Annotated in this window: 25 protein-coding genes; 10 read left to right on the forward strand and 15 right to left on the reverse strand. The window is 60.7% G+C overall.

What is annotated here, in order from left to right; translation table 11 throughout:
• Positions 1-2: 2 nt before the first annotated feature.
• From ccmE to AB1E33_RS02255, 5 genes are all read right to left on the reverse strand, one after another.
• Positions 3-449, reverse strand: coding sequence for a cytochrome c maturation protein CcmE (gene ccmE, locus AB1E33_RS02235; protein ID WP_372575619.1), 447 nt, complete (start codon positions 447-449; stop codon positions 3-5).
• A 7-nt stretch (positions 450-456) separates the two neighbouring features.
• The gene (gene argC, locus AB1E33_RS02240; protein ID WP_372575620.1) at positions 457-1,485 is read right to left on the reverse strand and encodes an N-acetyl-gamma-glutamyl-phosphate reductase; all 1,029 of its coding nucleotides are present in this window, start codon (positions 1,483-1,485) and stop codon (positions 457-459) included.
• A gap of 92 nt (positions 1,486-1,577) precedes the next feature.
• Positions 1,578-2,387, reverse strand: a complete 810-nt coding sequence (locus tag AB1E33_RS02245) for a glutamate racemase (RefSeq protein WP_372575621.1) — start codon at positions 2,385-2,387, stop codon at positions 1,578-1,580.
• A gap of 8 nt (positions 2,388-2,395) precedes the next feature.
• On the reverse strand, positions 2,396-3,274 hold the full coding sequence (locus tag AB1E33_RS02250; RefSeq protein ID WP_372575622.1) for a lysophospholipid acyltransferase family protein: 879 nt from the start codon (positions 3,272-3,274) through the stop codon (positions 2,396-2,398).
• A 79-nt stretch (positions 3,275-3,353) separates the two neighbouring features.
• On the reverse strand, positions 3,354-6,773 hold the full coding sequence (locus AB1E33_RS02255; protein ID WP_372575623.1) for an indolepyruvate ferredoxin oxidoreductase family protein: 3,420 nt from the start codon (positions 6,771-6,773) through the stop codon (positions 3,354-3,356).
• Between the two features lie 171 nt (positions 6,774-6,944).
• Between AB1E33_RS02255 and AB1E33_RS02260 the strand changes: the two genes are divergently transcribed.
• The gene (locus AB1E33_RS02260; protein ID WP_372575624.1) at positions 6,945-7,850 is read left to right on the forward strand and encodes a LysR family transcriptional regulator; all 906 of its coding nucleotides are present in this window, start codon (positions 6,945-6,947) and stop codon (positions 7,848-7,850) included.
• A gap of 255 nt (positions 7,851-8,105) precedes the next feature.
• Here the strand turns inward: AB1E33_RS02260 and AB1E33_RS02265 are convergent, their stop codons facing one another.
• Positions 8,106-8,948, reverse strand: coding sequence for an isocitrate lyase/PEP mutase family protein (locus AB1E33_RS02265; protein ID WP_372575625.1), 843 nt, complete (start codon positions 8,946-8,948; stop codon positions 8,106-8,108).
• A gap of 72 nt (positions 8,949-9,020) precedes the next feature.
• Positions 9,021-10,172: an amidohydrolase gene (locus tag AB1E33_RS02270; protein ID WP_372575626.1), complete on the reverse strand. Its 1,152-nt coding sequence runs from the start codon at positions 10,170-10,172 to the stop codon at positions 9,021-9,023.
• Positions 10,173-10,505: 333 nt separating this feature from the next.
• On the opposite strand from AB1E33_RS02270, the gene AB1E33_RS02275 reads away from it, so the two are divergent.
• The 5 genes from AB1E33_RS02275 to grxD all read left to right on the forward strand — a co-directional run bounded on the left by AB1E33_RS02275 (position 10,506) and on the right by grxD (position 16,200).
• The gene (locus AB1E33_RS02275) at positions 10,506-12,677 is read left to right on the forward strand and encodes a mechanosensitive ion channel family protein (protein WP_372575627.1); all 2,172 of its coding nucleotides are present in this window, start codon (positions 10,506-10,508) and stop codon (positions 12,675-12,677) included.
• A 207-nt stretch (positions 12,678-12,884) separates the two neighbouring features.
• Complete coding sequence (purL, locus tag AB1E33_RS02280; protein ID WP_372575628.1) at positions 12,885-15,044, forward strand: phosphoribosylformylglycinamidine synthase subunit PurL; 2,160 nt, start codon at positions 12,885-12,887, stop codon at positions 15,042-15,044.
• A gap of 94 nt (positions 15,045-15,138) precedes the next feature.
• Complete coding sequence (locus AB1E33_RS02285) at positions 15,139-15,375, forward strand: BolA/IbaG family iron-sulfur metabolism protein (RefSeq protein ID WP_249710333.1); 237 nt, start codon at positions 15,139-15,141, stop codon at positions 15,373-15,375.
• A 182-nt stretch (positions 15,376-15,557) separates the two neighbouring features.
• The gene (locus AB1E33_RS02290; protein ID WP_372575629.1) at positions 15,558-15,851 is read left to right on the forward strand and encodes a hypothetical protein; all 294 of its coding nucleotides are present in this window, start codon (positions 15,558-15,560) and stop codon (positions 15,849-15,851) included.
• Positions 15,838-16,200 (forward strand): Grx4 family monothiol glutaredoxin, encoded by a 363-nt coding sequence (gene grxD, locus AB1E33_RS02295; RefSeq protein ID WP_372575630.1) that lies wholly within the window; start codon positions 15,838-15,840, stop codon positions 16,198-16,200. The genes AB1E33_RS02290 and grxD overlap by 14 nt, the downstream gene beginning before the upstream one ends.
• On the opposite strand, the gene AB1E33_RS02300 is transcribed toward grxD, so the two are convergent.
• Genes AB1E33_RS02300 through AB1E33_RS02310 form a run of 3 tightly spaced genes read right to left on the reverse strand, consistent with a single transcriptional unit; the run spans position 16,201 to position 17,686 of the window.
• Positions 16,201-16,509, reverse strand: coding sequence for an MliC family protein (locus tag AB1E33_RS02300; protein WP_372575631.1), 309 nt, complete (start codon positions 16,507-16,509; stop codon positions 16,201-16,203). It lies immediately after the preceding gene.
• Positions 16,506-16,904: a cell division protein ZapA gene (locus tag AB1E33_RS02305; protein WP_372575632.1), complete on the reverse strand. Its 399-nt coding sequence runs from the start codon at positions 16,902-16,904 to the stop codon at positions 16,506-16,508. The genes AB1E33_RS02300 and AB1E33_RS02305 overlap by 4 nt, the downstream gene beginning before the upstream one ends.
• The gene (locus tag AB1E33_RS02310) at positions 16,904-17,686 is read right to left on the reverse strand and encodes a hypothetical protein (RefSeq protein WP_372575633.1); all 783 of its coding nucleotides are present in this window, start codon (positions 17,684-17,686) and stop codon (positions 16,904-16,906) included. Before AB1E33_RS02310 ends, AB1E33_RS02305 begins: the two co-directional genes overlap by 1 nt.
• 254 nt (positions 17,687-17,940) lie before the next feature.
• On the opposite strand from AB1E33_RS02310, the gene tkt reads away from it, so the two are divergent.
• Both tkt and AB1E33_RS02320 read left to right on the forward strand, forming a co-directional pair.
• Positions 17,941-19,962, forward strand: coding sequence for a transketolase (gene tkt, locus AB1E33_RS02315; protein ID WP_372575634.1), 2,022 nt, complete (start codon positions 17,941-17,943; stop codon positions 19,960-19,962).
• A gap of 227 nt (positions 19,963-20,189) precedes the next feature.
• Positions 20,190-21,008, forward strand: coding sequence for a DUF2189 domain-containing protein (locus AB1E33_RS02320; RefSeq protein WP_372575635.1), 819 nt, complete (start codon positions 20,190-20,192; stop codon positions 21,006-21,008).
• Between the two features lie 310 nt (positions 21,009-21,318).
• On the opposite strand, the gene AB1E33_RS02325 is transcribed toward AB1E33_RS02320, so the two are convergent.
• Positions 21,319-22,284 (reverse strand): DUF808 domain-containing protein, encoded by a 966-nt coding sequence (locus AB1E33_RS02325; protein WP_372575636.1) that lies wholly within the window; start codon positions 22,282-22,284, stop codon positions 21,319-21,321.
• A 178-nt stretch (positions 22,285-22,462) separates the two neighbouring features.
• Between AB1E33_RS02325 and gap the strand changes: the two genes are divergently transcribed.
• Both gap and AB1E33_RS02335 read left to right on the forward strand, forming a co-directional pair.
• Positions 22,463-23,464 carry a type I glyceraldehyde-3-phosphate dehydrogenase gene (gene gap / locus AB1E33_RS02330; RefSeq protein WP_372575637.1) on the forward strand — a complete coding sequence of 334 codons (1,002 nt, stop codon included), beginning with the start codon at positions 22,463-22,465 and terminating at the stop codon, positions 23,462-23,464.
• A 75-nt stretch (positions 23,465-23,539) separates the two neighbouring features.
• Positions 23,540-23,683, forward strand: a complete 144-nt coding sequence (locus AB1E33_RS02335; RefSeq protein WP_372575638.1) for a hypothetical protein — start codon at positions 23,540-23,542, stop codon at positions 23,681-23,683.
• A gap of 3 nt (positions 23,684-23,686) precedes the next feature.
• Here the strand turns inward: AB1E33_RS02335 and AB1E33_RS02340 are convergent, their stop codons facing one another.
• From AB1E33_RS02340 to AB1E33_RS02355, 4 genes are all read right to left on the reverse strand, one after another.
• A complete protein-coding gene (locus AB1E33_RS02340; protein ID WP_372575639.1) occupies positions 23,687-23,995 on the reverse strand; it encodes a hypothetical protein in 309 nt (102 codons plus the stop codon).
• Positions 23,996-24,006: 11 nt separating this feature from the next.
• Positions 24,007-24,501, reverse strand: a complete 495-nt coding sequence (gene coaD, locus AB1E33_RS02345; protein WP_372575640.1) for a pantetheine-phosphate adenylyltransferase — start codon at positions 24,499-24,501, stop codon at positions 24,007-24,009.
• Positions 24,502-24,570: 69 nt separating this feature from the next.
• Entirely contained in the window at positions 24,571-25,005 is a 435-nt protein-coding gene (locus tag AB1E33_RS02350; RefSeq protein WP_372575641.1) for a CBS domain-containing protein, read from the reverse strand.
• A 60-nt stretch (positions 25,006-25,065) separates the two neighbouring features.
• Complete coding sequence (locus tag AB1E33_RS02355) at positions 25,066-25,962, reverse strand: LysR family transcriptional regulator (protein ID WP_372575642.1); 897 nt, start codon at positions 25,960-25,962, stop codon at positions 25,066-25,068.
• Between the last annotated feature and the right edge of the window lie 72 nt (positions 25,963-26,034).

Genomic DNA, 26,034 nt, shown 5'->3' on the forward strand with positions numbered 1-26,034 from the left:
CTTCAACCCTCACCGGGTTCCTGATAAACACCTTGTTCCTTGAGCGCTTCCACCACTTCCTTGGGCATGTATGTCTCGTCATGTTTGGCAAGGATTTCAGAGGCTTCAAAGACACCGTTTACGTAACTTCCGGTACCCACCATCCCCTGGTTCTCGGCAAAGAGATCGGGCAATACGCCACCGAAGACCACCTTCACGCTCTCTCCGCCATCGGTCACCAGAAACTCCACCACCTCACCCTGTCCTCGGATCAGGCTGCCCTCTTCAACCAGCCCGCCGATGCGGAACACCTCGTTGGGCTGGGGCGGTTCTGCTACCACCTGACTGGGCGAGCGGAAGAAGTTGATGCCATCGCGCATCGCATAACCGATCAGCCCGGTGGCGATGACCAGAGCGACCGTGGCCAACATGATCACCTGTATGCGACGACGTTTCTTGAGCGACTTCATGTCATCCTCACGGGAACAGGGGGGCCATCATCAGCCCCGTGGTTTCAGGCTCTCCTAACATCAGGTTCGCATTCTGCAAGGCCTGCCCGCTGCTACCTTTTGTCAGGTTATCCAGCGCGCCGATCACGATAGCGCGCCGTTCGACTCGATCGGCAGCCACCCCGATATGGCAGAAATTCGAGCCGCGCACATGATGGGTCGAGGGCGCCTCGCCAAAAGGCAGCACTTCGATGAAAGACTCGTTCTGATAGGCCCAGCACAGCGCCTCGTAGACGCTTCGCGGATCGCCCTTCACATAGGTGGTCGCCAGAATGCCCCGGTTCGCAGGGATCAAATGCGGGGTGAACTGCACCTGCACGGGCCGACCAGCGAGCTTTGTAAACTCCTGATCGAACTCTCCCAGATGCCGGTGAGTGCCGCCGATTGCATAGGCGGTATACCCCTCGCTCAACTCCGCGTGCAGCAAGTTCTCTTTCAGCGACCGCCCTGCTCCCGACACGGCGCATTTCAGGTCTAGGATGATGTCATCCAGATCAATCACACCGGCGGTGATCAGCGGACGCAGCACATATTGTCCGGTGGCTGCATTGCAGCCGGTGCCGGCCACCAGCCGCGCGGTGGTGATCTCATCGCGGTAGAATTCGGTCAGGCCATAGACGGCTTCGTCCTGATGGGCGAGTGCTGCGTGCGGGTTGCCATACCACTTCTCGTAGTCTTCGGGATCGCGCAGCCGGAAATCCGCCGAAAGATCAATGATCTTCAACGTATTCGGCAACTCCCGGATCACCTCTTGCGAAGTTTTGTGCGGCAAAGCGCAGAAACACAGGTCGATCTGGCTGAAATCAATCTCACCAATCTTGCACAGCTCGGGCAGATCCAGATGGCGCAGATGCGGGAAGACCTGCGTCATGCTCTGACCCGCCTTGCGTTCGGCCGCCAGCGCCGCGATCTCCAGCGCGGGGTGTTCGGCGATCAGCCGCACCAGTTCCGCGCCGGTATAACCGCTGGCGCCGAGGATTGCGATTTTATGGGTCATGTCAGACCTCTTTCTTCGGATGTCATGGGGTCGGGCCGCCCATGGACGGCCAACTTACTACAAATCAGGGGCGTTGCCGACATTGACTTATGTCAGGCCGCCTCAAAACTGATCTGTCGTCGGAGAAACTGCGTCGCCCGGTCGCTGACACGCGACGGATCGCCGGTGGTCAGATAGCCGCTGCCACCATCGCCCAGCATGCCGGGATGGCGTGTCAGATAATCGGCAAGGCTTGCCGCCACCAGATCTCCCTGCGAATAGACCTTTACATCGGGCCCAAGCGCGGCCTGAAACGCCTCTTCCATCAGCGGGTAATGGGTGCAGCCCAGAATGGCCGCCTGCGGTTCAGGCATCTTGCGTTTCAGCGCATCGACATGGCTGCGTACCAGCGCCTCGGCCAGGATCAGATCGCCGTCCTCGATCGCATCAACCACGCCACCGCAGGCCTGCGCTTCGACATCAACGCCGATGGCGCGGAACGCCAATTCGCGCTGGAAGGCGCGGCTGGACACGGTGGCGGGGGTGGCAAACAGCGCCACATGTTTGATCGCGACCTCGCGCGGAGGGGAATTGTCGCCCCATTGCCGCTCCGTCAGCGCCTCGATCAGCGGTACAAAAACGCCCAGCACGCGCTTGCCTTTGGGCACGCCCTCTTCCTGCATCCGGCGCAGGGCTGCAGCACTTGCCGTGTTGCAGGCCAGAATTACCAGGTTGCAGCCCGCATCCCACAAGCGGTGAACCGCATTGCGGGTGAGTTGATAGATATCCTCGGCATCGCGCACGCCGTAAGGCGCATGGGCACTGTCAGCAAAATACAGGAAATCCAGCTCGGGCAGACGGGTCTGCGCGGCGTTGAGGACGGTCAGGCCGCCCAATCCGGAATCAAAAATACCTACTGCCATGGTCCCTGTCAGGCGCGGTGCTGCTCCTCGAACTCGAAGCCATAGTCATAAGACTTCAACGGCGTCGGGGAAAGCTCATATGTCGCCTTGCGCAGGAAATCCATCATCTTGCGCGTATTCGTCGCCATCGGATCCAGAACATCGCGCATGATGGGCTCTCCGATCACCACCCGCACTGGTGTGTCGACGCGTTTCTTGAATTCCTTGAGCAACAGCCCCATGCGCAAGGTGACGTGCAGATGGCTGGCGATCTGAAACAGGCGCGAGGTATGGCCCTCGAAGAACATCGGCACCACAACGGCGTTCGATTTGCCTACCATCCGCGCGGTGAACCCGCGCCAGCCCGGGTCCATCGGGTGGGCAAAGGGCTTTGCGGCGGTGCTGACCGTGCCGCCCGGAAAAACCCCAATCGCGCCACCGTCCTCGAGATATCCCAACGCGGTCTTGCGGGTCTCGATGTTCAGTCGCGTCGCTTCTTTGGTTTGATCGAACGAGACCGGCAGCACGATCCGGTTGATATCATCGGCCTTGCGGAACACCTGGTTGGCCAGAATGCGAAAATCCCTGCGCGTTTGTGACAGGATATGCCCCATCATCAATCCGTCGAGGATGCCATAGGGATGGTTGGCGATCAGGATCAGCGGGCCGTTTTGCGGGATGTTCGACAATGCCCCGCCGACCACATCCAGGGTCAGCCCATAGCGTTCGACCATGACCTCCCAGAAATCGCGCCCTGCGGCCACTTCCTTTTCATAGCCGTCCGCCCGTTTGATCAAACGCATCCGCCCGGTGGTGTTTTCCATCAGCCGGATCAATGCGCGACCGCTCTTGGTTTCGGCAGAATGGGCATAGCTTATGTCACGGGCGATATGACGGTGGGCAGGCATTGGGGTCTCCGGGGCTCACTGCGCGCTAGATAAGCGCGAACAGCGATTCTGCATAGGTTCGGTGACACCAATGTGACGTCTATTCCGCAGCTTTGCGAACCTCCGGGCCACCCTGACGGATCGTGGCAAGTAATTCCTCACGCCGTTTGGATGCCTTGACCTCATTGGCCTGTTTGACCGGGCCGAAGCCGCGTATGTCAAGCGGCAGCCGGGCCAGCGCAATGATTGCGTCGCGGGTTTGCGGTGCAAGACGCGGCAGTATGTCCTTCATATCCGTCTCATATTGCCGGATCAGCGCCCGCTCCATCCGACGCTCAGTGCTGTAGCCGAAGATGTCCAAAGGCGTGCCGCGCAGGCTTTTGAGGCGCGTCAGAAGTTTCAGCGGCCACAGCATCCATTCGCCGAATTCCCGCTTCTTCGGCCGCCCGTCCGAGCCAGTGCCGCCAAAGATCGGTGGTGCCAGATGGAATGTCATCTTCAGATCGCCATCAAACTCGGCTGCGGCTTGCTCCCGGCTGTCCAACAACAGCCGCGCCACTTCATATTCGTCCTTGTAAGCCAGCAACTTGTGATAGCCCTTTGCAAGCGCCTCTTTCAGATCGGCATCGTCGATCGCGTCCAGCAGTTTCAAATAGCGTTTTGCCAGCCGCTGCCCCTGATACGCGACCAGATGCGCCGCCCGGTACGAGATCTTCTCGTCCAGCGTCTTGGGCCTCTCAACCACGTTCGGTTGCAAGATCCCCGTAACCTCCTGCGGATGCAGCACCGCCCAACGGCCGATCTCGAAGGCGCGTTTGTTGCGTTCGATGGCGGTGCCGTTCAGTTCGATGGCATGCACGATCGCGTCATGGGTGATCGGCAGCAGTCCGCGCTGCCAGGCCGCGCCAAAGACCATCATGTTGGAGTAGATCGCATCGCCCATCACCGCGCGGGCCAGATCATATGCGTCGAACAGGTCGAGCCGGTCCTTGAGCCGCGCCTGCAAGGCCAGCTCCAACCGGTCCGAAGGGATCTGGAACTCGGTATCGCGGGTGAAATCGCCGGTGATGATCTCGTGGTTGTTCACCACCGCACCGGTCTGACCCGTGCGTGTCAGACCCAGCGTCTTGGCCCCGGCGCTCACTACCAGATCGCCACCGATCAGCGCATGCGCCTCGCCGGTGGCCACGCGGATTGCGCTGATATCGTCGGGATGGTTGGCCAGACGGCAATGAATATGCACCGCGCCGCCCTTCTGGGCGAGGCCTGCCATTTCCATCATGCCCGCGCCCTTACCGTCGATCTGCGCCGCCTGCGCAAGCACCGCGCCGATGGTGACAACGCCGGTGCCACCAACCCCTGTGATTACCACGTTATGGGTGCCGGTGATCTCTGGCAGTTCGGGCATTGGCAGGTCAGGCAGGTCTATTTCGGTCGTCGCTTCCTTACGGATCTGCGCGCCTTCCAAGGTGACAAACGACGGGCAAAACCCTTTGAGACAAGAGAAATCCTTGTTGCAGCTGGACTGGTCTATAGCCCGTTTGCGGCCCAGCTCGGTTTCTTGCGGCACGATCGAGACGCAGTTCGACTGTACCCCGCAATCGCCGCATCCCTCGCAAATATCGGTATTGATGAAGACCCGCTTGTCGGGGTCCGGGAAGGTGCCGCGCTTGCGGCGGCGGCGTTTCTCGGCGGCGCAGGTCTGGATATAAACGATGGCCGACACGCCCTCGATGTCGCGATAGCGCTCCTGTACCGCCATCAGATCGGCGCGCTCATGGGTTTCAACGCCCGAGGGCAGCGCCTTGAAATTCACCTCCTCTTTTTCGTCATAGACGACCGCAACATGTTTCACGCCCATCGCCTTTAACTCGTTGACAATACGCTCGGCACTCAGCCCACCTTCGTTGGTCTGGCCACCGGTCATCGCGACCGCGTCATTGTAGAGGATCTTGTAGGTGATGTTGGTGCCAGCCGCCAAGGCTGCGCGGATCGCCTGCACGCCAGAGTGGTTATAAGTGCCGTCGCCAAGATTCTGGAATACATGCTTGGTTTTCGAGAACGGTTCTTCGCCGATCCAGTTGGCCCCTTCGCCGCCCATATGGGTGAACCCATCGGTTTCGCGATCCATCCACTTGACCATGAAGTGACAGCCGATCCCGGCATAAGCCAGACTGCCATCGGGCACCTTGGTGCTGGTATTGTGCGGACAGCCGGAGCAGAAGTAGGGCAGCCGCGCCGCGATCTCCTGCGCGTTATCCGCCCGCCGCGCCTCGGACAGGGCGGCCAGACCGGCCCGGATGCCATCGGTTTCGCGCCCTTCTTCGATCAGAATCTCACCCAGCTTCTCGGCGATCATGATCGGGTCCAGTGCACCGCGGGTCGGGAAAAGTTCCTCGCGGTGCATCGCACCGGCCCCGCCCTTGTACCAGCCATAGACCCGGCGGCCACGACGGTCGTCAAAGATGGCCTCCTTGACCTGCACCTCGATCAGCTTGCGCTTTTCCTCGACGATGACAATCAGGTCCAGCCCTTCGGCCCAGTCGTGGAAACCTTGCATGTCCAGCGGAAAGACCTGTCCGATCTTGTAGGTGGTGATGCCAAGCCGTTCGGCCTCTTCAGCGTCGATGTTCAGCAGCGACATCGCATGGGCCAGGTCGAGCCAGTTCTTGCCAGCCGCGACAAACCCAATCTTGGCCCCGCGTTTGCCCCAGACCCGCTTGTCGATCTTGTTGGCGCGGGAAAACGCCTCGGCCGCGAAGCGTTTGTAGTCGATGATCCGTGCTTCTTGCGGGGTGCGGTCATCCATCAACCGGATATTCAAGCCACTCTCGGGCATGTCGAACTCGGGCGTAACGATGTTCATCCGGTCGGTGCGGCCATCCACCACGGAAGTCACCTCGATCGTGTCCTTCATGGTCTTCAGCCCAACCCAGAGCCCGGAAAACCGCGACAGCTCGAACCCATAGAGTCCATAGTCGAGGATTTCCTGCACTCCCGCCGGGCTGACAATCGGCAGATAGGCATCCATCAGCGCCCATTCCGACTGATGCAGCACGGTCGAGCTTTCACCCGTGTGATCGTCGCCCATCGCCATGACCACGCCGCCATGTCGAGCCGTCCCCGCCATGTTCGCATGCCGGATCACATCGCCCGAGCGGTCCACCCCCGGTCCCTTGCCGTACCAGAGGCCAAAGACACCGTCATATTTGCCGTCACCGCGCAATCCCGCCTGCTGGCTGCCCCAAAGTGCGGTGGCCGCCAGATCCTCGTTCAATCCGTATTGAAAGGTGACATCCGCCCCGGTCAATTCCCTGGCGGCGCGGTTCATCTGCATGTCCACTGCCCCCAGGGGCGAGCCGCGATAGCCGGTGACCAACCCCGCCGTGTTCAGTCCGGCAGCCTTGTCGCGCGCCTTCTGCATCAGCATCAGCCGCACAAGCGCCTGTGTCCCGTTCAGCAGAACAGGGCTTTTATCCAGATCGAAACGGTCGTTGAGCGAGATCATGTGCTTACTCATCAGACGCCTCCCCACGTCAGATTAGTTTGCTTGGTTTAACATTCATATTAGGTCAAAATTGCTGACCTTACTAGTTGTTTTTTCCCACTCCCCGCGGCGAGGCGTCCGATATTCATGGAGCTTTTGCATTCTTTCATATAGGTCGTATCGAAAAGAACGGAAGTTACAGGGATGGATTGGGATAAACTCAGAATATTTCACGCGGTGGCCGATGCGGGCAGCTTGACCCATGCGGGCGACAAGCTGAACCTGTCGCAATCCGCGGTCAGCCGACAGATCAGGGCGCTTGAGGAAGCGCTCGATGCGACGCTGTTCCACCGTCATGCGCGCGGACTGATTCTCACCGAACAGGGCGAGTTGCTGTTCGACGCCACCTCATCCATGTCCAAACGTCTGGATGCCGCCGCCGCGCGCATCCGCGACAGCGAAGACGAGGTGTTTGGCGAATTGCGGGTAACCACTACCTTCGGCTTCGGCACGCTCTGGCTGGCGCCGCGCCTGCCCAAGCTCTACCAGAAATACCCCGATCTCAAAATCGACCTGATGCTGGAAGAGCGCGTGCTCGACCTGCCCATGCGCGAGGCGGATGTGGCGATCCGGATGAAGGAGCCCAGCCAAGCGGACCTGATCCGCAAGCGCCTGATGACAATCCAGATGCAGCTTTTCGTGTCCGCGGGCTATCTCAAGACCCACGATGCGCCCCTTACCCCTGCCGATTTTTCACAACACCGCTTGATCTGCCAGAGCACCACCGCCGCACAGGTCGGCGCCGGGGCATCACTGGTCGTACAGTTGATGGAGAACGCACCTGCATCGCTTTTGACCGTGAACAATTATTTTGGCGTGCTACAGGGCGTGCTGCACAACCTCGGAATCGGGGTTTTGCCCGATTACGTTGCACAGGAAGTGCCCGATCTGGTGCGAGTCCTGCCCGAGATCGAGTCCTCGGATGTGCCCGTCTATCTTGCCTACCCCGAGGAATTGCGCCATTCGCAACGTATTGCAGCGTTTCGTGACTTCGTTCAGGAGGAAATCATCGCAAGCCGCAAACAGCTGAAAATGCAAGGCAAAACTTGAGATATGCGCAGTTTGCATAGCAGGAATGCCTGAGCCGCGACATTATTGTCCTTGATAACTCATTAAGCGCTCATTAAATCCAATCTTGAAGAGGGCAGCGCCTTCTTCATACCTCCCTGTTGGACTTAGGCCGAGCTTAGTGCTCGGCCCTTTTTTTTGCGCCACCCGTTAAGCGTGCCAACCTTCGGTGGTATCGACTGTCGCACACTCCCTACATGCAAGAGTTCACCATGAGACTTGAGCCCCGCGATGCGATCAATCCTCGCGCTGCGGGTCGTGGGTCTGTGACATGATCTGACGGACCACGCTATCGGGGATCGCCTGTTGCGAATAGGTGAATGTGCCCTGTTCCTGCACTTCGCGCGCCGCGCGCATCATCGCACCAATCGCAGCACGCGCGAAAGAGCCGCCAACGCTGATTCGCGAAACGCCCGCCTCAGACAGATCCGTGACCGAACAGGTGAAGCTGACGAGCCCCATGACAACATTGACCGGCTTGCCCACCGATTGGCACACCGTGCGGATGGCCTCAAGATCGGGCAGGCCAGGCGCGTAGAGCACATCGGCGCCCGCCTCTTCAAAGGCCTGCAGCCGCCGGATCGTGTCTGCCAGATCGGGCCGCCCGCAGATAAAGTTCTCAGCCCGCGCGGTCAGCAGGAAATCCCGGCCTCGCGCCGCCTCGACCGCCGCCTGAATGCGGTCCACCGCATGGGACACCTCGTAGATCGGCGCGTCGGGATCGCCGGTCGCATCCTCGATCGTCCCGCCGACCAGCCCGATCTGCGAGGCCATTGCAATGGTTTTGGCGCAGGCCTCGGGCGCGGTGCCAAACCCGTCTTCAAGATCACCCGAGACCGGCAGACCGGTCGCCGCCACGATCTGCGCGGCGTTTTGCAATATTTCCTGGCGGCTGAGACCGGCCGTGGAATCCCGTTTGCCGACGGAAAAGGCATATCCCGCGCTGGTGGTGGCCAGCGCCGCGAAGCCAAGGCTGGTCAGTAGCCGCGCCGATCCCGCATCCCAGGCGTTCGGGATGACAAAGGCCCGTTCTCCGCCATGTAGCGCCCTAAGCCGTTCGTATTTCTGGGCCTGTTCCATGCCGATCCTTCCGCGTATGGCCCCACCCTAACAATGCGACAGCGGAAGGGAAGCGCTGTGGCGGCGCCTAAGTCAGCACGTGCCTAGTAGATCGCGCGCGATGCGTTCGAAGATTGCGGTGCCCAGCGGTATCAGGTCATCGGGGAAATCGTAGTCGGGGCTGTGCAGCACCGGGTGATCCTCTCCCGGTCCCAAACACAGCATCGCGGCCTTGGCTTCCCAGCCGAAAACGCCGAAATCCTCAGACGCGCGCATCGGCAGGCCGGTGTCGCCATGCGGGACCCCAATCGCCTCCATCGCCCGGACCGCCACGGCGGCGGCCTCGGCATCGTTGATCGATGCGGCGAATGCGTCATGTACTTCAAACTGCACATTCAGCCCCGCCTCGTCGGCGGCAGTGCGCGCTAGCGCCTGAGCGTCGGCGACCAGTTCCGCCATCGTCTCATCCCGTGTAGTGCGCAAGGTGGCATAGATAACCCCTTCGCCCGGCGCGATGCCAAACACCGGCTCGCCCATACGCAGATGGGTAAGGGTCACCAGCCGGAACCCCGCATCCAGATCGCCGCCCCGCCCCAGTGCCTCAAGCGCCGGGATCAGGCCCGCGATGGCACGCCCCGGCGAGACGCCCTCTTCGGGCTCTGCTGCATGGGCCGTGCGCCCGGTCAGCGTGATCTTCAACCCCTGCGACGCGCAGTTGATCAGGCCCGCGCGGGTCGAGACATATCCAAAGGGCCGCCCTGGTTCGTTATGGATCGCAAATGCCCAGTCCGGCCTGAGCGCGACAAAACCCGGGTCTGCCACCACCGCCCGTGCACCGCTGCCATCCTCTTCGGCGGGCTGGAACATCAGCACCACCCGTCCCCGCGCCACCGGCCTGCGCGCCAGCAAACGCCCCAGCCCCAGCAGCATGGTCATATGCCCGTCGTGGCCACACAGATGCCCTTTGCCCGGAGTCTCGGAGGACCAGGGAACACCGGACAATTCCTCGATCGGCAAGGCGTCAAGCTCGGCCCGGAACAGCACGGTCTCGCCAGGTGAGCCGCTGTCGAACACTGCCGCCACACCATGCCCACCCAATCCGGTCACTAGGCAAGCGGGACTCAGCGCGTCTAGCGCGGTCGCTATGGTCTCGGCAGTTTCCACCTCATCGCCGGATATTTCCGGGTGCTGGTGCAAGTCGCGGCGAAATGCGGTCAAAGCGACCAGATCAGAATTTGTAAGCATCACGGGGTCCCGGCTGTCGGCAGTTCCGTCAGGTCTTAGCCGAAGCTGACGCGGCTTTGGAGTCTGCCGTTACTGCCTGTGCCTTTATTCAGACCACGCGGAGAGGCGCACAAGACACATCCAGACAAGGAACCACAGCCCTGGCCCAAGATACCTAGCGCCGAGACACAACCTCAAGTAAGTTCAGGAAAAACAAGTTTCATAATTTGACGAGGGTCTCTCATGCTCCGGCTGTTGCAACTGGTTTCAGTACTTTGCTTAGCTATTCTATGCAGTTCTCCCACATACGCACAAACATCGACCTCGGGTGCCAGCAGTTCCAGTACGACCCCGGTGGTTCCTGCAGACCTGACCCCAGAGCAGGTGGACGACCTTGTGGCGCGCATGAGCGACGATCAGGTCCGCTCGCTGCTGCTGGAGCGTCTGGACGCGGTGGCCGAGGCGCATGCGGCCGCAACCGAAGGACAGGAAGATCCGCTAACCGAGATCAATGAGATCTGGGCCGAGATGGTCGCCTCGTGGACGCATGTTCTGACGACAATGCCCAATATTTTCAGTGCGCAGGTGAAAGCATTCGGCAATTTCTCAACGACTTTCGGAACCACCGGCGTGTTTGTTTTGCTGGGGCTGGTCCTTTCGGTTCTGGTGTTGGGATATATCGCCGAAAAGCTCTTCGGTTTGCTAACCCGGAAATGGCACGCACAGTCCGACGACGCAGAAGATGCCGATCTCTGGGGATCTGTAAAATATCTGTTCCAGCGCTTCTGTCATGAGATCGCGGGCTTGATCGTCTTTTACGTGGTTGTTCGCGCGGCCGGTCGGGCCCTGCTCACGACCGAGCAAATCACCTATGCGGCACCCTTTGTGTTCTTCCTGATCTGGGTTCCGCGCCTGGGAGCGGCGGTGTCGCGATTTGTTCTCGCCCCCAACAAGCCACGACTGCGGCTGGTCAATGTCGATGATCACTGGGCAAAATACCTGTACCGCAATCTAATCGGCCTGCTGATCCTGGTTGGATTGACACTGTTCGTCGTGCGCTTCAATGCGCTCAACGGCATCACTCCCGGCGAGACGCGCATCGGTTTCTGGCTAAATGCCGCGATCCATATCTATATCGGCGTCATAGCCTGGACTGCACGCGAGGGGCTGTCCCAGATGATGTTGGGGACTGACCCCGATCACACGAGGTTCGATGAACAGGTCGCGCGCTATTACCCCTATTTCGCCATCGGTGTCTCGGCAGTGATCTGGCTGCTGGTAGAGTTCCTCGCCGCGCAGCGCGATCCGGCCATCCGGGCGCTGCTGGTCAAGGGACCGCACTTCATAACGATGTTCTGGCTGCTGATCGCGCCAGCCCTGGACACGCTCATACGCGGGTTGGTGCGCCACCTGCAGCCACCGATGTCCGGCGAAGGCCCGTTGGCCGAGAAGGCTTACAAATCGACCAAGCGCAGCTATATCCGCATCGGTCGCGTTCTGGCGGGCCTGTTTGTCGTGATGATGATCGCGCGCGCCTGGCAACTCGATCTGCGTCATGTCGCCTCTGCCGGTATCGGCGCCGAGGTCGGTGGTGCGGTCATCGAATTCCTGCTCATCGTTGCAGCCGGCTATATCATCAACGAGATCGTCTCGCTCTGGGTCAACCGTCGGCTCGCGCAGGAACAGACCGCGGCCGAGTCGCTTGACGAAGAGGCCGGTGGTGAAGGTGGCGGAGCGGGCGGATCCCGCCTTGCGACAGTCCTGCCGCTTGTTCGAGTGACCGCGCAGATCACGATTGCCGTGCTTTTTGGCCTGCTGGCGCTCAGTTCTCTGGGCATAAATATCACCCCACTTCTGGCTGGTGCCGGTGTTCTGGGTCTGGCCATCGGCTTTGGCGCGCAGAAACTGGTGGCCGACATCGTGGGCGGCGTGTTCTTCCTGATTGATGACGCCTTCCGCGTGGGCGAATATGTCGATGTGGGCGGCACCACCGGCACCGTCGAAAAGATCTCGATCCGATCAATGCAACTGCGCCACCATCGCGGCCCTGTGCACACGATCCCGTATGGCGAGATTCAGAAGCTGACCAATTACAGTCGCGACTGGGTGATCATGAAGCTGAAATTCACCGTGCCGTTCGACACCGACCCCAACAAGGTCAAGAAGATCTTCAAGAAGATCGGCGCCGAGATGATCGCGGACGAGACCCACAAGGACGGATTCCTGGAGCCGTTCAAATCGCAGGGCGTCTTCGATTTCGACGATGTCGGCATGATCATCCGGGGCAAGTTCATGGCCATCCCCGGCAAGCAGTTCACCCTGCGCAAGGAAATCTACAACCGCGTCAAGGCCGCCTTTAAGGAAAACGGCATCGACTTCGCCCGCCGCGAAGTGCGCGTTGCGATCCCCGGTCTGGACGAGGCCGAACATGTCACGGATGAGCAAAAGGCCGCGCTTGGGGCCGCTGCCGGCGAGGCGGTCAACCAGCAACTGGCCAAAGATAAAGCCGCAAAGTCCGGTGGATGACATGAGGTTGGGCAGCCCCTTTGGTGCAAAGAGGCTGCCCGGTCGATCACATTGCGCTGGACTTGCTGCGTTTTACCCGGCCCGGCGGCAAGCCGGGCCAATATGCCCCGACGGCCCCGATACCGGCTGATCGCGCGCGCCCCCTTCCCCCCGGCGCTGCCTTCGCCTAAAAGGCGCGAAACATTGCCATCTCGGGGACCAGACAGGATGCAAGAGCCAGCCATCACGCCGGAACTGATCGAAAGCCATGGGCTGAAACCCGATGAATACGAGATGATCCTTCAGATCATCGGCCGCGAACCGAGTTTCACCGAGTTGGGTATTTTTTCGGCCATGTGGAACGAGCATTGTTCCTACAAATCTTCCAAGAAATGGCTACGCACCCTGCCCACCTCGGGCCCGCAAGTGATCTGCGGCCCCGGTGAGAATGCGGGCGTGGTCGATATCGGCGACGGTCAGGCCGTGGTCTTCAAGATGGAAAGCCACAATCACCCATCCTACATCGAGCCCTATCAGGGTGCGGCAACAGGCGTCGGCGGTATCCTGCGCGATGTGTTCACCATGGGCGCGCGCCCCGTCGCCTCGATGAATGCGCTCAGTTTTGGCGAACCGGACCACCCCAAGACACGGCAACTGGTCAACGGCGTGGTCGAGGGCATCGGCGGCTATGGCAACTGTTTCGGTGTGCCCTGCGTGGGCGGCGAAGTGCGGTTCCATCCTGCCTATAACGGCAACTGTCTGGTGAATGCCTTTGCCGCTGGCTTGGCCGACAGTGACAAGATTTTCTATTCCGCGGCCTCGGGCATCGGCATGCCGGTGGTCTATCTGGGTGCCAAGACCGGGCGCGACGGCGTCGGCGGCGCGACCATGGCCAGCGCCGAGTTCGACGACACGATCGAAGACAAACGCCCCACCGTTCAGGTCGGCGACCCCTTCACCGAAAAGCGCCTGATGGAGGCGACGCTGGAGCTGATGCAGACCGGAGCCGTGATCTCGATCCAGGATATGGGCGCTGCCGGTCTGACCTGTTCCGCCGTTGAAATGGGCGACAAGGGCGGTCTGGGCGTGCGGCTCGATCTAGAAAACGTGCCCCAGCGCGAAGACAACATGACCGCCTATGAGATGATGCTGTCGGAATCGCAGGAACGCATGCTCATGGTCCTCAAGCCCGAGCTTGAGGCCGAAGCCCGCGCCGTGTTCGAAAAATGGGATCTGGATTTCGCCATCGTAGGTGAAACCATCGCCGAAGACCGCTTCCTGATCGTCCACAACGGCGAGGTCAAAGCCGATCTGGTCCTGTCCAAACTGTCCTCGACCGCCCCGGAATATGACCGCCCGTGGGAACCGACGCCCGAGGCCGAAGAGCTGGCCGACGTTCCGCAAATCGACCCGATTGACGGTCTGCGCGCCCTACTCGCCTCGCCTAACTACGCGGGCAAACAGTGGGTCTACGAGCAATATGACACCATGGTCATGGCCGACAGTGCCCGCACGCCCGGTCTGGGCGCGGGCATGATCCGCGTGCATGGCACTGACAAGCTACTGGCCTTCACCTCCGACGTGACGCCGCGCTATGTGCGCGCCAACCCGGTCGAGGGGGGCAAGCAGGCGGTGGCCGAGGCTTATCGCAATCTCACCGCCGTGGGCGCAACGCCGCTGGCCTCGACCGACAACCTGAATTTCGGCAACCCCGAAAAGCCCGAAATCATGGGCCAGTTCGTCGGCGCGATCAAAGGCATCGGTGCCGCTTGTGCTGCGCTTGATATGCCGATCGTTTCGGGCAATGTCTCGCTTTATAACGAGACCGACGGTCAGGGCATCCTGCCCACCCCCACGATCGGCGCGGTTGGCCTGCTCAACCACACCGACGACATCATCGGCAGTGAGGTGCGCGAGGGCCATGTGGCGCTGCTCATCGGCGAAACCGCAGGTCATCTGGGCCAATCCGCCCTGCTGGCCGAGGTGTTCAACCGCGAAGACGGCGATGCGCCGCAGGTCGGTCTGGACGCCGAAAAGCGCAATGGCAATTTCATCCGAGACAATCGCGCGTTTATCAAAGCCTGCACCGATCTCAGCGATGGCGGGCTGGCGATGGCCGCGTTTGAACTGGCCGAAGCCGCCGGCGTTGGCGTTCAGCTTGACGATGCGGCCACCGAAAAGCTGTTTGGCGAGGATCAGGCGCGCTATCTGGTCGCCTGCAACTTCGATCAGGCCGAGGCGCTGATGATTGCCGCCGGACAGGCTGGCGTCACCATCGAAACCGTGGGCCGTTTCACCGGCAGCAGCGTGCGAATAGGCAGTTCCGAGGCGGCGCTGGACGATCTGGCCGGGACATTTCGACAGAGCTTTGCCGCGGCGGTGGCCTGAGCCCCGGAAACAAGCAATTCCGGGCGCGTGCATCCCTTGCACGTGCCCCCACTCCGCTCTACTTCTTGAGTGAGACCATCAGGAGACGACCTACATGCCAATGAGCGCCCATGAAATCGAACATCTGCTGCGCGAGGCCTTTCCGGATGCGGAGATTCAGGTCGGCGGCAGCGACGGCGTTCACATGTCCGCCATGGTGGTGGATGAAAGCTTTCGCGGCAAGAACCGCGTCCAGCAGCAACGCGCCGTCTATGCCGCGCTGAAGGGCAAGATGGACGGGTCCGATGGCGAGTTGCACGCACTGGCACTGACGACCAAAGCACCGGAGTAATGGATGATCCGATCGGGTGGGTGCTGCTGCGACTAACCGGGTTGGTATTCGATCTCATTAGCGCTCTTGCGATCTTGTTTTGTGACCTGCCAAAGTTTCTAAAATACGAACCCATATATTGGCAGATCACACGGTTAATGCGCCGCCGCGCCTACGAACGACGTAAAGGATGAGTGCCGAAAATGACCCCTTGGTTCATCTGGATCGCAGGCGGAATTGCCACTCTGGTGGTTGCCGCCGCGCTGACAGAGGCCTATGTGAAGCGGAACAGAAAACGACGCCTGTCGGATATGCGCCCCGATCCCGACAAGATCAGCAAGATCGCAGGCATCGACCGCTATGGATTGGACCCGGTGGCTTTGGCACAGGCCGAGCACCGGCGACTGGAGACTGAGGGCTGGAACAAGGACCAGCCGAACACGGACACAACACACGCGACCGCGCGCGAAGAGGACCAGCAAGATGAGCGACGTTAAGACCCAGATCGACGAGACCGTCAAAGCCAATGATGTGGTGCTGTACATGAAAGGCACCAAAGAGATGCCACAATGCGGATTCTCGTCCCGCGTGGCAGGTGTGCTGAACTATATGGGCGTGGATTTTTCCGACGTGAATGTGCTGGCCGATGAAGCGCTCCGTCAGGGCATCAAGGATTATTCCGACTGGCCCACCGTTCCGCAGCTTTATGTCAAAGGCGAGTTTGTTGGCGGTTGCGACATCATCACCGAGATGACGCTGTCAGGCGAGTTGGACACCCTTTTTGAAGAAAACGGCGTCGCCTATGACAAGGACGCCGCCGACAAGATCCGCGAAGCCAACGCCTGATCACTCGGTTTTGCAGGCGTCGTAGATACGTGTGCTATTGTCTCCTGCGACCCAATCGAGGGTCGCAGACTTGCCTTTGATCCACCAGATATAGCTGGTTCCGGTATTGCCGAAACGGACGCCCGAACCGGATCGCAACTGCCCCAAAGCCACCTGCTGACCTTCTACCGTCAGGATCACGCCCTCTGGCACATAGGTCGCCAGAACCCTGGCCCCGCGCTCGCACGCATAGGTCGCAGTCTTAAAATCATCGGCAAAACATGGCGTGGCCATGATCGCGACGCCAAAAACAAGAGGCGCGACTTTCACCTTGTCTGCGCCTTTTCCTCGACCTCCGCAGCCAGAGATTCCGCACGCGCGGCAAGCTCGGCCAGCGTGTCGGTGACAAAGGGCGGCACCACGGCCACCTCGATCTGTTCCGGTTCCGGCAGCGGCATGTTGCGCAACTGCGCAAGCTCGGCCTCCTGCTCGCCCAATTGCGCCTCAAGCTCTCTGACCCGATCGCCAAGCCCGGCGGTCTTGTCCGCCAGCATCAGCCCGGCCATCAGCAGCATCCGGCCCTCGGGCATGCGACCGATCTGATCCGACAGCACCTGCGCCTCGTCATCCAGCATCGCGGCGGCGGAGTGCAGAAACTGCTCTTCTCCAGGCTGACAGGAGACTTCGAAGGCGCGCGTGCCAATGGTGATGGTAATATTGGGCATTACGCTTCCTCCCCTTCGACCAGTTCCGCCTGCGCCAGCAACGGCTCAAGCTGCGCCAGCACCGCCTGGGCTTCGGCCATGTCGGTGGCCCGGGCCGAACGCAGCGCCTCAAGCTCGGCCTGCAGCGCGTGGTTGATCAGTTCGGGGTCACCGACCCCGGCGGCATTGGCCTCGCGCAGCGCGCCATTGACCTCGCGCAGCTGCTCATTCGCCTTGCGCAGCCGCTGCAAATCGTCGTCCAGCCGCGCCATTGCCGCGCCGTGGCTGACCCGCTCGGCACGCAGCATGTCATTCTCGGTGCGCAGATCGCGCGCCTGTTCGGTGTCCGCCATCGCCGCGCGCAGGTTCTCGATCTCGGCTTTCAGCGGTTCGGCATCCTCGACGCTTTCCAGCCGAACCCGCAGCACGTCATTCTCGGTGCGCAGGTCCTCGACCGCATTGGCGGCAGATGCCGCAGCCTCTTCGGCCCCAGCCCGTTCGGACAGCAGCGCCTGCGCCTCGTCCAAGTGGGCGCGCAAAGCCGCCAGCTCTTCGCCATCCCCGTCAGCCCGCTGCGCCAGCTCGACCTCGTGGCGTGCCTTCAACACCTTGAGACGTTCCTCTAGCTGGGCATTGGCCAGCTTTTCGTCTTCCAGCGCGGCCAGCAGATCCGTGTCCGGCGCGCCTTGTGTCTCAGCGACCTCAGCCACCGGTGCAGGCAGGCTTGACAATATTTCGACCCCGGCACCGATCCGGTCCATCGCGGCCGCAATACGGCGTTGCAATTCCTCAATCTGGCTCATGCCCCTCACCCAATCTTCCTGCGGTTCTTGTTCTTCATCCCGGCTGCCCCCGCATCATAAACCACACGAATCGGGCACCGGTTCGATTGAAATTACTCTAGCGAATGCGCGGCGAAAATACCCCCCTTTTGCTTTCAATCACTTGAGACCTACAGTTCATGCGCGGAAAGACGCAAATCCCGGTTCTGCTTGCACTTCGGGGGCTGAATGGTATTCAGCGCCGCAACCGCCCTTAACCCAAAGGAACAAGCCCCGTGGACCTGACTGCGCTGCGTAAAGCGAACCCTGAACATTGGGCCAAGGCAACGGCCATCCGTACCCTGACCCTTGATGCCGTCGCCGCCGCCAATTCCGGCCATTCCGGCATGCCGATGGGGATGGCCGATGTCGCGACCGTGCTGTTCGAAAAGCACCTGAATTTCGACGCCGCCAACCCGACCTGGCCCGATCGCGACCGGTTCATCCTGTCGGCAGGCCATGGCTCGATGCTGATCTATTCGCTGCTCTATCTCACCGGCAACCCGCATATCACGCTGGACGAGATCAGGAACTTCCGCCAACTCGGCGCCAAGACCGCCGGTCACCCCGAGAATTTCCTGGCCGACGGGATCGAGACCACAACCGGCCCGCTGGGTCAGGGCATCGCCAACGCGGTAGGGTTCGCCATCGCCGAAGAAGTCCAGCGCGCCCATTACGGCAAGAAGGTGGTCGACCACTATACCTATGTGATCGCCGGGGACGGCTGCCTGATGGAAGGTGTCAGCCAGGAAGCGCTCACCCTCGCGGGCCGTCTGGAGCTGGGCAAGCTGATCGTCTTCTGGGATGACAACAACATCACCATCGATGGCACCGTCGATATGGCCGACCGCACCGATCAGGTCGAACGTTTCCGCGCCTCGAACTGGCACGTGATCGAGATCGACGGCCATGATCCCGCCGCCATCGACGCCGCCATTATCGAAGCCAAGAAGTCCGACCTGCCCACGATGATCGCCTGCGAGAGCCATATTGCATTGGGGCACGCGGCACAGGACACCTCCAAAGGCCACGGCGCGCTGACCGATCAGGCCCAGCTGGAGGCCGCGAAAGAGGCCTATGGCTGGCCGCACGGCGCGTTTGAGGTCCCGGCAGATGTGAAGTCGGCATGGGAGGCTATCGGCGCCCGCGGTGCCGACGCCCGCGCCGCCTGGGAAGAGCGGTTCGCGCAGATATCCGAGCGCAAGCAGGCCGAGTTCAACCGTGCCTATGCCGGAGATACCCCCAAGAAGCTGAGCAGCGCCATCCGTGCGCTGAAAAAGCAGGTTTCCGAGGATCAGCCGAAACTGGCCACCCGCGCCGCCTCGGAAAAGGTGTTGGGCGTCGTGAATCCGATCCTGTCCGAGACCGTGGGCGGCTCGGCCGACCTGACCGGGTCGAACAACACAAAGACTGCTGATCTGGGCGTGTTCCTGCCGGAAAACCGCAAGGGCCGGTATATCCACTACGGCATCCGCGAACATGGCATGGCCTCGGCAATGAACGGCATGGCGCTGCATGGCGGCATCCGCCCCTATGGCGGCACTTTCATGGCCTTCACCGATTATGCCCGCCCGGCGATGCGTCTGGCCGCGCTGATGAAGATCCCGACCACCTTCGTGATGACCCACGATTCCATCGGTCTGGGCGAGGATGGCCCGACCCACCAGCCGGTCGAGCATCTGGCCATCTCGCGCGCCACGCCCAACACAAATGTGTTCCGCCCCGCCGACATGGTGGAAACGGCCGAGGCCTGGGAACTGGCGCTGTCGTCCAAGGACACGCCTTCGGTCCTATCCCTGACCCGTCAGGGCCTGCCCACCGTGCGAACCGAGCACAAGGCCAAGAACCTCACCGCGCAAGGTGCTTATGTGCTGGCCGATGCCGAGGCCAAGCGCCAGGCGATCCTGATCGCCACCGGCTCGGAAGTGTCCATCGCAATGGAGGCCAAGGCCAAGCTGGAAGCCGAGGGCATTGGCACCCGTGTCGTCTCCATGCCCTGCATGGAGCTGTTCGCGGCACAGGACGAAGCCTATCGCAAACGCGTCCTGCCCGGAGGCCCTGTCCGCGTCGGCATCGAAGCCGCCGTGCGTGCAGGCGGCTGGGACCGCTGGCTGCTGGGCGAGCGCGGCCGCGAAGCCAAGGCTGCATTCATCGGCATGTCCAGCTTCGGCGCCTCGGCCCCCGCCGGTCACCTCTACGAGCATTTCGGCATCACCGCAGAAGCAACCGTGACAAAGGTCAAGGAATTGCTGGACTGATCCAGACTCCTATCAGACCAGAAGAAAGGGCGCTCGCCAGAGCGCCCTTTGTCGTTTCAAAGGTGCCGAAACTCGAATGTCAGCGTTGCAGACTTGGCTGCCATATTCCCCCCTTGCCCTTATCCCTTACCTGATGCAAACTTTTTTGCGGGGAGGGATGTCTGTTTCACCGCTGGGTCTGTTGGCAATCGGACCAACGCGGTGCCATGCTTTGGGAGGAGTGTGTCATGACATCCAAGCCCACAGGTTCCACACCACCGGACAATCTGACGCCGCAGCAGCAGGCCATGTCCAAGGTCAATAAGGTGACTGCGGGTGATATCACCGCGTCGCTGAAGGCCGGGTTTTCCGACTTTCTGGCACGCCCCTTCATGAGCGGCTTCTTCGGCCTGTTCTATGCGGTTTTCGGAATCCTGTTTGTTTGGAGCCTGGTCTGGCTTGGCAAGATCTGGATGATCATTCCCGCCGTTGTAGGCTTTCCGCTGGTCGCACCTTTCGCCGCCGCCGGGCTTTATGAAATGTCCCGCAGGTTGCAGAAGGGAAAGAGTTTTGGTTGGTCTGAAATCCTCACCGTCATAGCCAATCAACGCAAGCGCGAAATGGGATGGATGGCCTTTGTCACCCTATTCATTTTCTGGGTGTGGATTTACCAGGTTCGGCTTTGGCTGGCGATCATCCTGCAGGATGCTTCCTTCTCGGATTTTGATGGGTTTTTGAACACCGTATTCTTCACACCGCAGGGCTGGACCTTTCTTGCTATTGGCACCTGCGTAGGCGCATTTCTGTCGGCTGTACTATTCTCAGTGACCGTCGTCGCCATGCCCATGCTGCTCGACCGGGAAACCAATTTTGTTTCCGCCATGCTAATGTCCATTCGCGTCGTCACGGAAAACCCGGTGGTCATGCTCACCTGGGCGGCGATCATCTCGGTCACCATGTTATTGTCGCTGGTTCCTGCGTTTCTGGGCCTGATCTTCACCTTGCCGATCCTTGGTCACACCACATGGCATCTCTATCAGCGGGCTGTGCCGCCAGCGGAGGGGTGATCTATCCAACCATCACCTTCAGCTGCTGCATGTTTTTTTCGTCTGCAGGGAAGTAAAGCTCAATTTTCAGATCGTCGAAGAGCAAGTCCTCGGGCAAACCGAATTGAGCAATGGCAGCAAACAGCGGCAGGCAAATATTGCCGATCCTGAAGATGGCCTGAACAACCGGGCAGAACGTTTCAGAGGAGACCCCTTCTACTTGCCGCTCGGGACAGGGTTGATCCTCTATACGATTGGGTCAAGAAGCCTACCCGCGGCAGAGCTCACATTGCTCTCCTTGGCGGAATCTTTGCTAAGTCCGCTTTGGGCTCTATGCGGACTTCCCAGAGAATGCCCCAAGAACCGGCCCGATCACCTTCGTCGCCACCGGGATCAGCACAAAGCCCCAAGCCAGACCAAAGATGCCATCCATTGTGGCCTTTGACACCCATTCCACGACGCCTGTCCACTGTTCTGACACCGCGTGACCCAGGGCATAGGCCCAGTCGTGGATGTGATGGCCCAGCCAGCCAAAGTCCAGCACTTCCAGTCCGTGGATCACGATCGACCCGCCCACCCAGAGCATCGCGGCAGTGCCAACAATCGACAGCGTCTTCATCACGCCGGGCATCGCCTTGACCAGACCCCGCCCCAACCCGCGCCCGATCGGGGTTGGCGCGTTGTTGGCCATAAAAAGACCCACGTCATCCATTTTCACGATCAGCGCGACAGAGCCGTAAACGGCGACCGTCACGCCAAGACCCACAACCGCCAGCGTCGCGCCCTGCATCCAGACGTTCGGAGCCTCTATGGCCGCCAGGGCGATGGTCATGATTTCGGCCGACAGGATGAAGTCCGTCTTGATCGCCCCCCTGACCTTCTGCTCCTCCAGATGGCCGGGGTCTCGCTCCTTCAGGTCCTCATGAACGCTGTGACTGCCATGCGGGAACAGCGCGTGGAATATCTTTTCCGCGCCTTCGAAACATAAGTAAGACCCGCCGATCATCAGCAACGGCGTGATCAGCCAGGGCGCGAAATTGGCCAGCAACAGCGCCACCGGTAGCAAGAGAACGATCTTGTTGAACACCGATCCGCGCGCGATACGCCAGATGATCGGCAGCTCGCGCGCGGGCGCAAAGCCCTGAACGTATTTCGGCGTCACGGCGGCATCGTCGATGATCACACCCGCCGTCTTTGCCCCCGCCTTGCCCGCCGCAGCGACCACATCGTCGACCGATGCCGCTGCCACTTTGGCAATACCCGCCACGTCGTCCAGCAAAGCCAGCAAGCCGCTCATCTTCGATTCTCCTGATCAATCCGACCGCTGGCAGGTTATCTGTTCACGCTGTTAGCACAAGCGTTAGCGCAACCGTCACAGGTTTGCGCTAACAGGCTCGTTTTATTGGTTTTTTAGGCTTCACCTGGAAGCTATGGCTGTCTATATGGCAGCAAGATCCACGTCGTCGGAGCAATATATGACCATCAAGGTAGGTATCAACGGGTTCGGTCGCATCGGTCGCTGCACCCTGTCCCATATCGCGGCATCCAGCCGTAACGATATCGAAGTCATCAAGGTCAACGCCACCGGGCCGCTGGAAACTTCGGCGCATCTGCTGAAATATGACAGCAACCATGGCCGCTTTCCGCGCGACATCATCATCGATGAGAAAACCATGGATCTGGGCCGTGGCCCGATGCAGATGTTCTCGACCTATGACATGGGCCAGCTGGACTGGGAAGGCTGCGACGTGGTGCTGGAATGCACCGGCAAGTTCAATGACGGGCTCAAGGCCAACACCCATTTCGAGCGCGGCGCGCAGAAGGTGCTGCTGTCGGCGCCTGGCAAGAACGTGGACAAGACAATCGTCTATGGCGTCAACGACGAAACGCTGACACCCGAAGACCGGATGATCTCGAACGGCTCCTGCACCACCAACTGCCTGGCCCCGCTGGCCAAGGTGCTGGACCGCGCCATCGGGATCGAGCATGGCATCATGACCACGATCCACGCCTATACCGGGGATCAGCCGACGCTGGACCGCCGCCACGAGGACCTGTACCGCGCCCGCGCTGCCGCGATGGCGATGATCCCGACCTCCACCGGGGCCGCCAAGGCGCTGGGTGAGGTTCTGCCGAACCTCAAGGGCCGGCTCGACGGGTCGGCCATTCGCGTGCCGACCCCGAATGTGTCGGCCGTTGACCTGACCTTCCGCGCCTCGCGCGATGTGACCCGCGAAGAGGTCAACGCCATCGTCGCCGAAGCCGCGCAAGGCCCGATGTCACGGGTGCTGGGCTATGAGCCCGCGCCGCTGGTCTCGGTCGATTTCAACCATTCCGAGGAAAGCTCGATCTTTGCCCCTGATCAGACCCGCGTGGTCGACAATCGCATGGTGCGGGTGCTGGCCTGGTATGACAATGAATGGGGCTTCTCGGTTCGCATGGCGGATGTGGCGGTGGCGATGGGTCGCTTGAATTGAACCCATTAAGCGCTTGAGAAATAACGCCCGCTCAGGTTATCTGAGCGGGCGTTTTTCTTTTTTCCCGAGGACCGGATGACAAATCAGATTGCCATTTGGCTTGGGGGTATCCTGCTCGTCGCCGTTGTCGGGGATATCATTCTGTTCGGGACCGAACATATTCTGTTTCTCGGCCGTAAGCTGTTCGACCTGCTGCAATGGCTGGCCTTCTGGCGCTGAAGGTCAGAGCGGAACTTTGCGAACCACATGGACGTCGCCCTGCCCTCTGTCCCGCGTATAGCGCATTTGCGCGCCATTCACTTCGATGCGCTCGCAATCGGTCTCGGCCGGTGCATCGGGAAGGGATAGCGTGCGGCAGAAAAACCCGTCCTGCCAAAGCCAGCGTCCCTCAAATGCGACCCCGTCCGAGGTTCCGGCAAAGCTTCCATCCGGACGGATCACAAAGCGCAGGCCCGGCGCCTCGAATCGACTAACCGCGATGAAGGCGCAGAAAGCCGCGCGCGTTTCGATACGATCCCATACCAAAGACACCTGCCCGCCCGCTAACGCGCAAGCCGTTCGTCCAGAGCGGTCTTGACGCGCGGCGGCACGAATTTCGACACATCGCCACCCAGCCGCGCGATTTCCTTGACCAGTTTCGAGGCTATGGCCTGATGCCGCAGATCGGCCATCAGAAACACCGTTTCGATCGTGTCATCCAGCGCCCGGTTCATGCCGACCATCTGGTATTCATACTCGAAATCCGCAACAGCGCGCAGCCCGCGCACGATGGTCTGAGCTCCCACATCGCGGGCGCAGTCGATCAACAGGTTCTCAAACGGATGCGCCACGATTTCGGCGCCTGTCTCCTGGCACAGGGAGACACATTCGGCCTCGATCATGGCGACACGCTCTTCCAGCGAGAACATTGGCCCCTTGTCGCGGTTGATCGCGACACCGATCACCAGTCGATCCACCATCAGAGCCGCCCGGCGAATGATGTCGATATGACCCAGTGTGATCGGGTCAAAGGTTCCGGGATACAAAGCAGTTCTCATGGCAGGCCTCTGCGCAAAAAAATTGCGCCGCAAAGAACCACATGCGGCCTGCAAGCGCAATATGGCAAATCAGTGCCCCATGATCATGCCCTGAAGCGCGTCCTTTTCCATTGCGACTTCAGCGAGTTGCGCCTTGACCGCATCCCCCAGCGTCACGATCCCAACCAGTTTGCCGTCCTCAAGCACCGGCATGTGACGGAACCGCCCCTCGGTCATCTGTTCCAAAACGTCCTGCACGCTCGCCTCGCGGCTGCAAGTCACTAGGTTGCTGGTCATGTATGCGTTGACAGGTTGGGTCAAGCAGCCACTGCCGCTGGCGGCAAGCTCACGCACGATATCGCGCTCCGACAGGATGCCGTCCGGCGTTTCCCCATCATCCGAGACCACCACGGTACCGATCCGTTTTTCGGCCAGGACCTGCGCTGCCTCGGACACCAATGTCGACGTCTTGACGGTCACCACTTCGGAACCGGACTTGGATTTCAGGATTGCCTGGACAAGCATTTGCGTTACCTCGGTATTATTTCCTGCATGCCCCGAGCGTTGCCCCTTGGCCGCGTCCTGTCAAGTCAACCCTTCCAACCGGGCCACTTCGTCGCGAATCCCGGTGCTCAGGGCGGCGGCAAAGCGGTTCAGACGCTCGCTGCGCTGGTCGCCCTGGTGGCGCACCAGATAGAAACTGCGGGTCAGGCTGATCTCTTCGGTCAGAAATTTGCGCAAGTCCGGGTGGAACGGCAGAGTGAAATCATGGGCAACGCCCACGCCCGAGCCATGCGACATCTGCCGCAACTGTACAGAGACCGAGTTCGAGGCCAGTGCCACCCGTTGGATGCCGATATCGTTGAGGTAGTCCAACTCTCGGTCAAAGATCATGTCGGGAATATAGCCGATCATCCGGTGCCCGCGCAGATCCGCGACATTGTGGATCGGCGGATGGGTCTCAAGATAGTGCTTTGTGGCCACGATATGCAGCTTGTAGTCGCTGATCTTCTGGACCAGCAACTGCCCCGCTGTGGGGACGCTGACGGTGATCGCCATATCCGCCTCGCGCCGCGACAGGTTGATGATGCGCGGCAAGGCCAGGATCTGGATATCAAGCTCAGGGTTGGCGTCGCAGATGCGGGCGCAGACCTGCGGCAACAGGTAATTGGCGCTGCCATCCGGTGCGCCGATGCGGATCTGCCCGGTCAGTGTCTCGGCAGGCCCCGACATCGCGCCCGCGGCGGCGCGTATCGCCTCTTCCGCCTGCTCACCATGGGTCAGCAGCCGCTCTCCGGCGGCGGTCAGCACATAGCCCTGCGGCGACTTGGTGAACAACGGCGCGTCCAGCGCGGCCTCCAACCGGGCGATCCGCCGTCCCACCGTGGCCGGGTCCAGCTTGAGCAGCCGCCCGGCGCCGGACAGACTCTGCTCGCGCGCCACGGTCAGAAACACTTTCATATCGTCCCAGTTCGGTTCCATGGCACCCATACCTGAATTTTTGCAAAACCGCTTTGGAACATTGCCTCTGTTCAGGGGATTTTTGCAAGCCTA

The organism is Ruegeria hyattellae (assembly GCF_041537925.1).
Classification (GTDB): domain Bacteria; phylum Pseudomonadota; class Alphaproteobacteria; order Rhodobacterales; family Rhodobacteraceae; genus Ruegeria_C.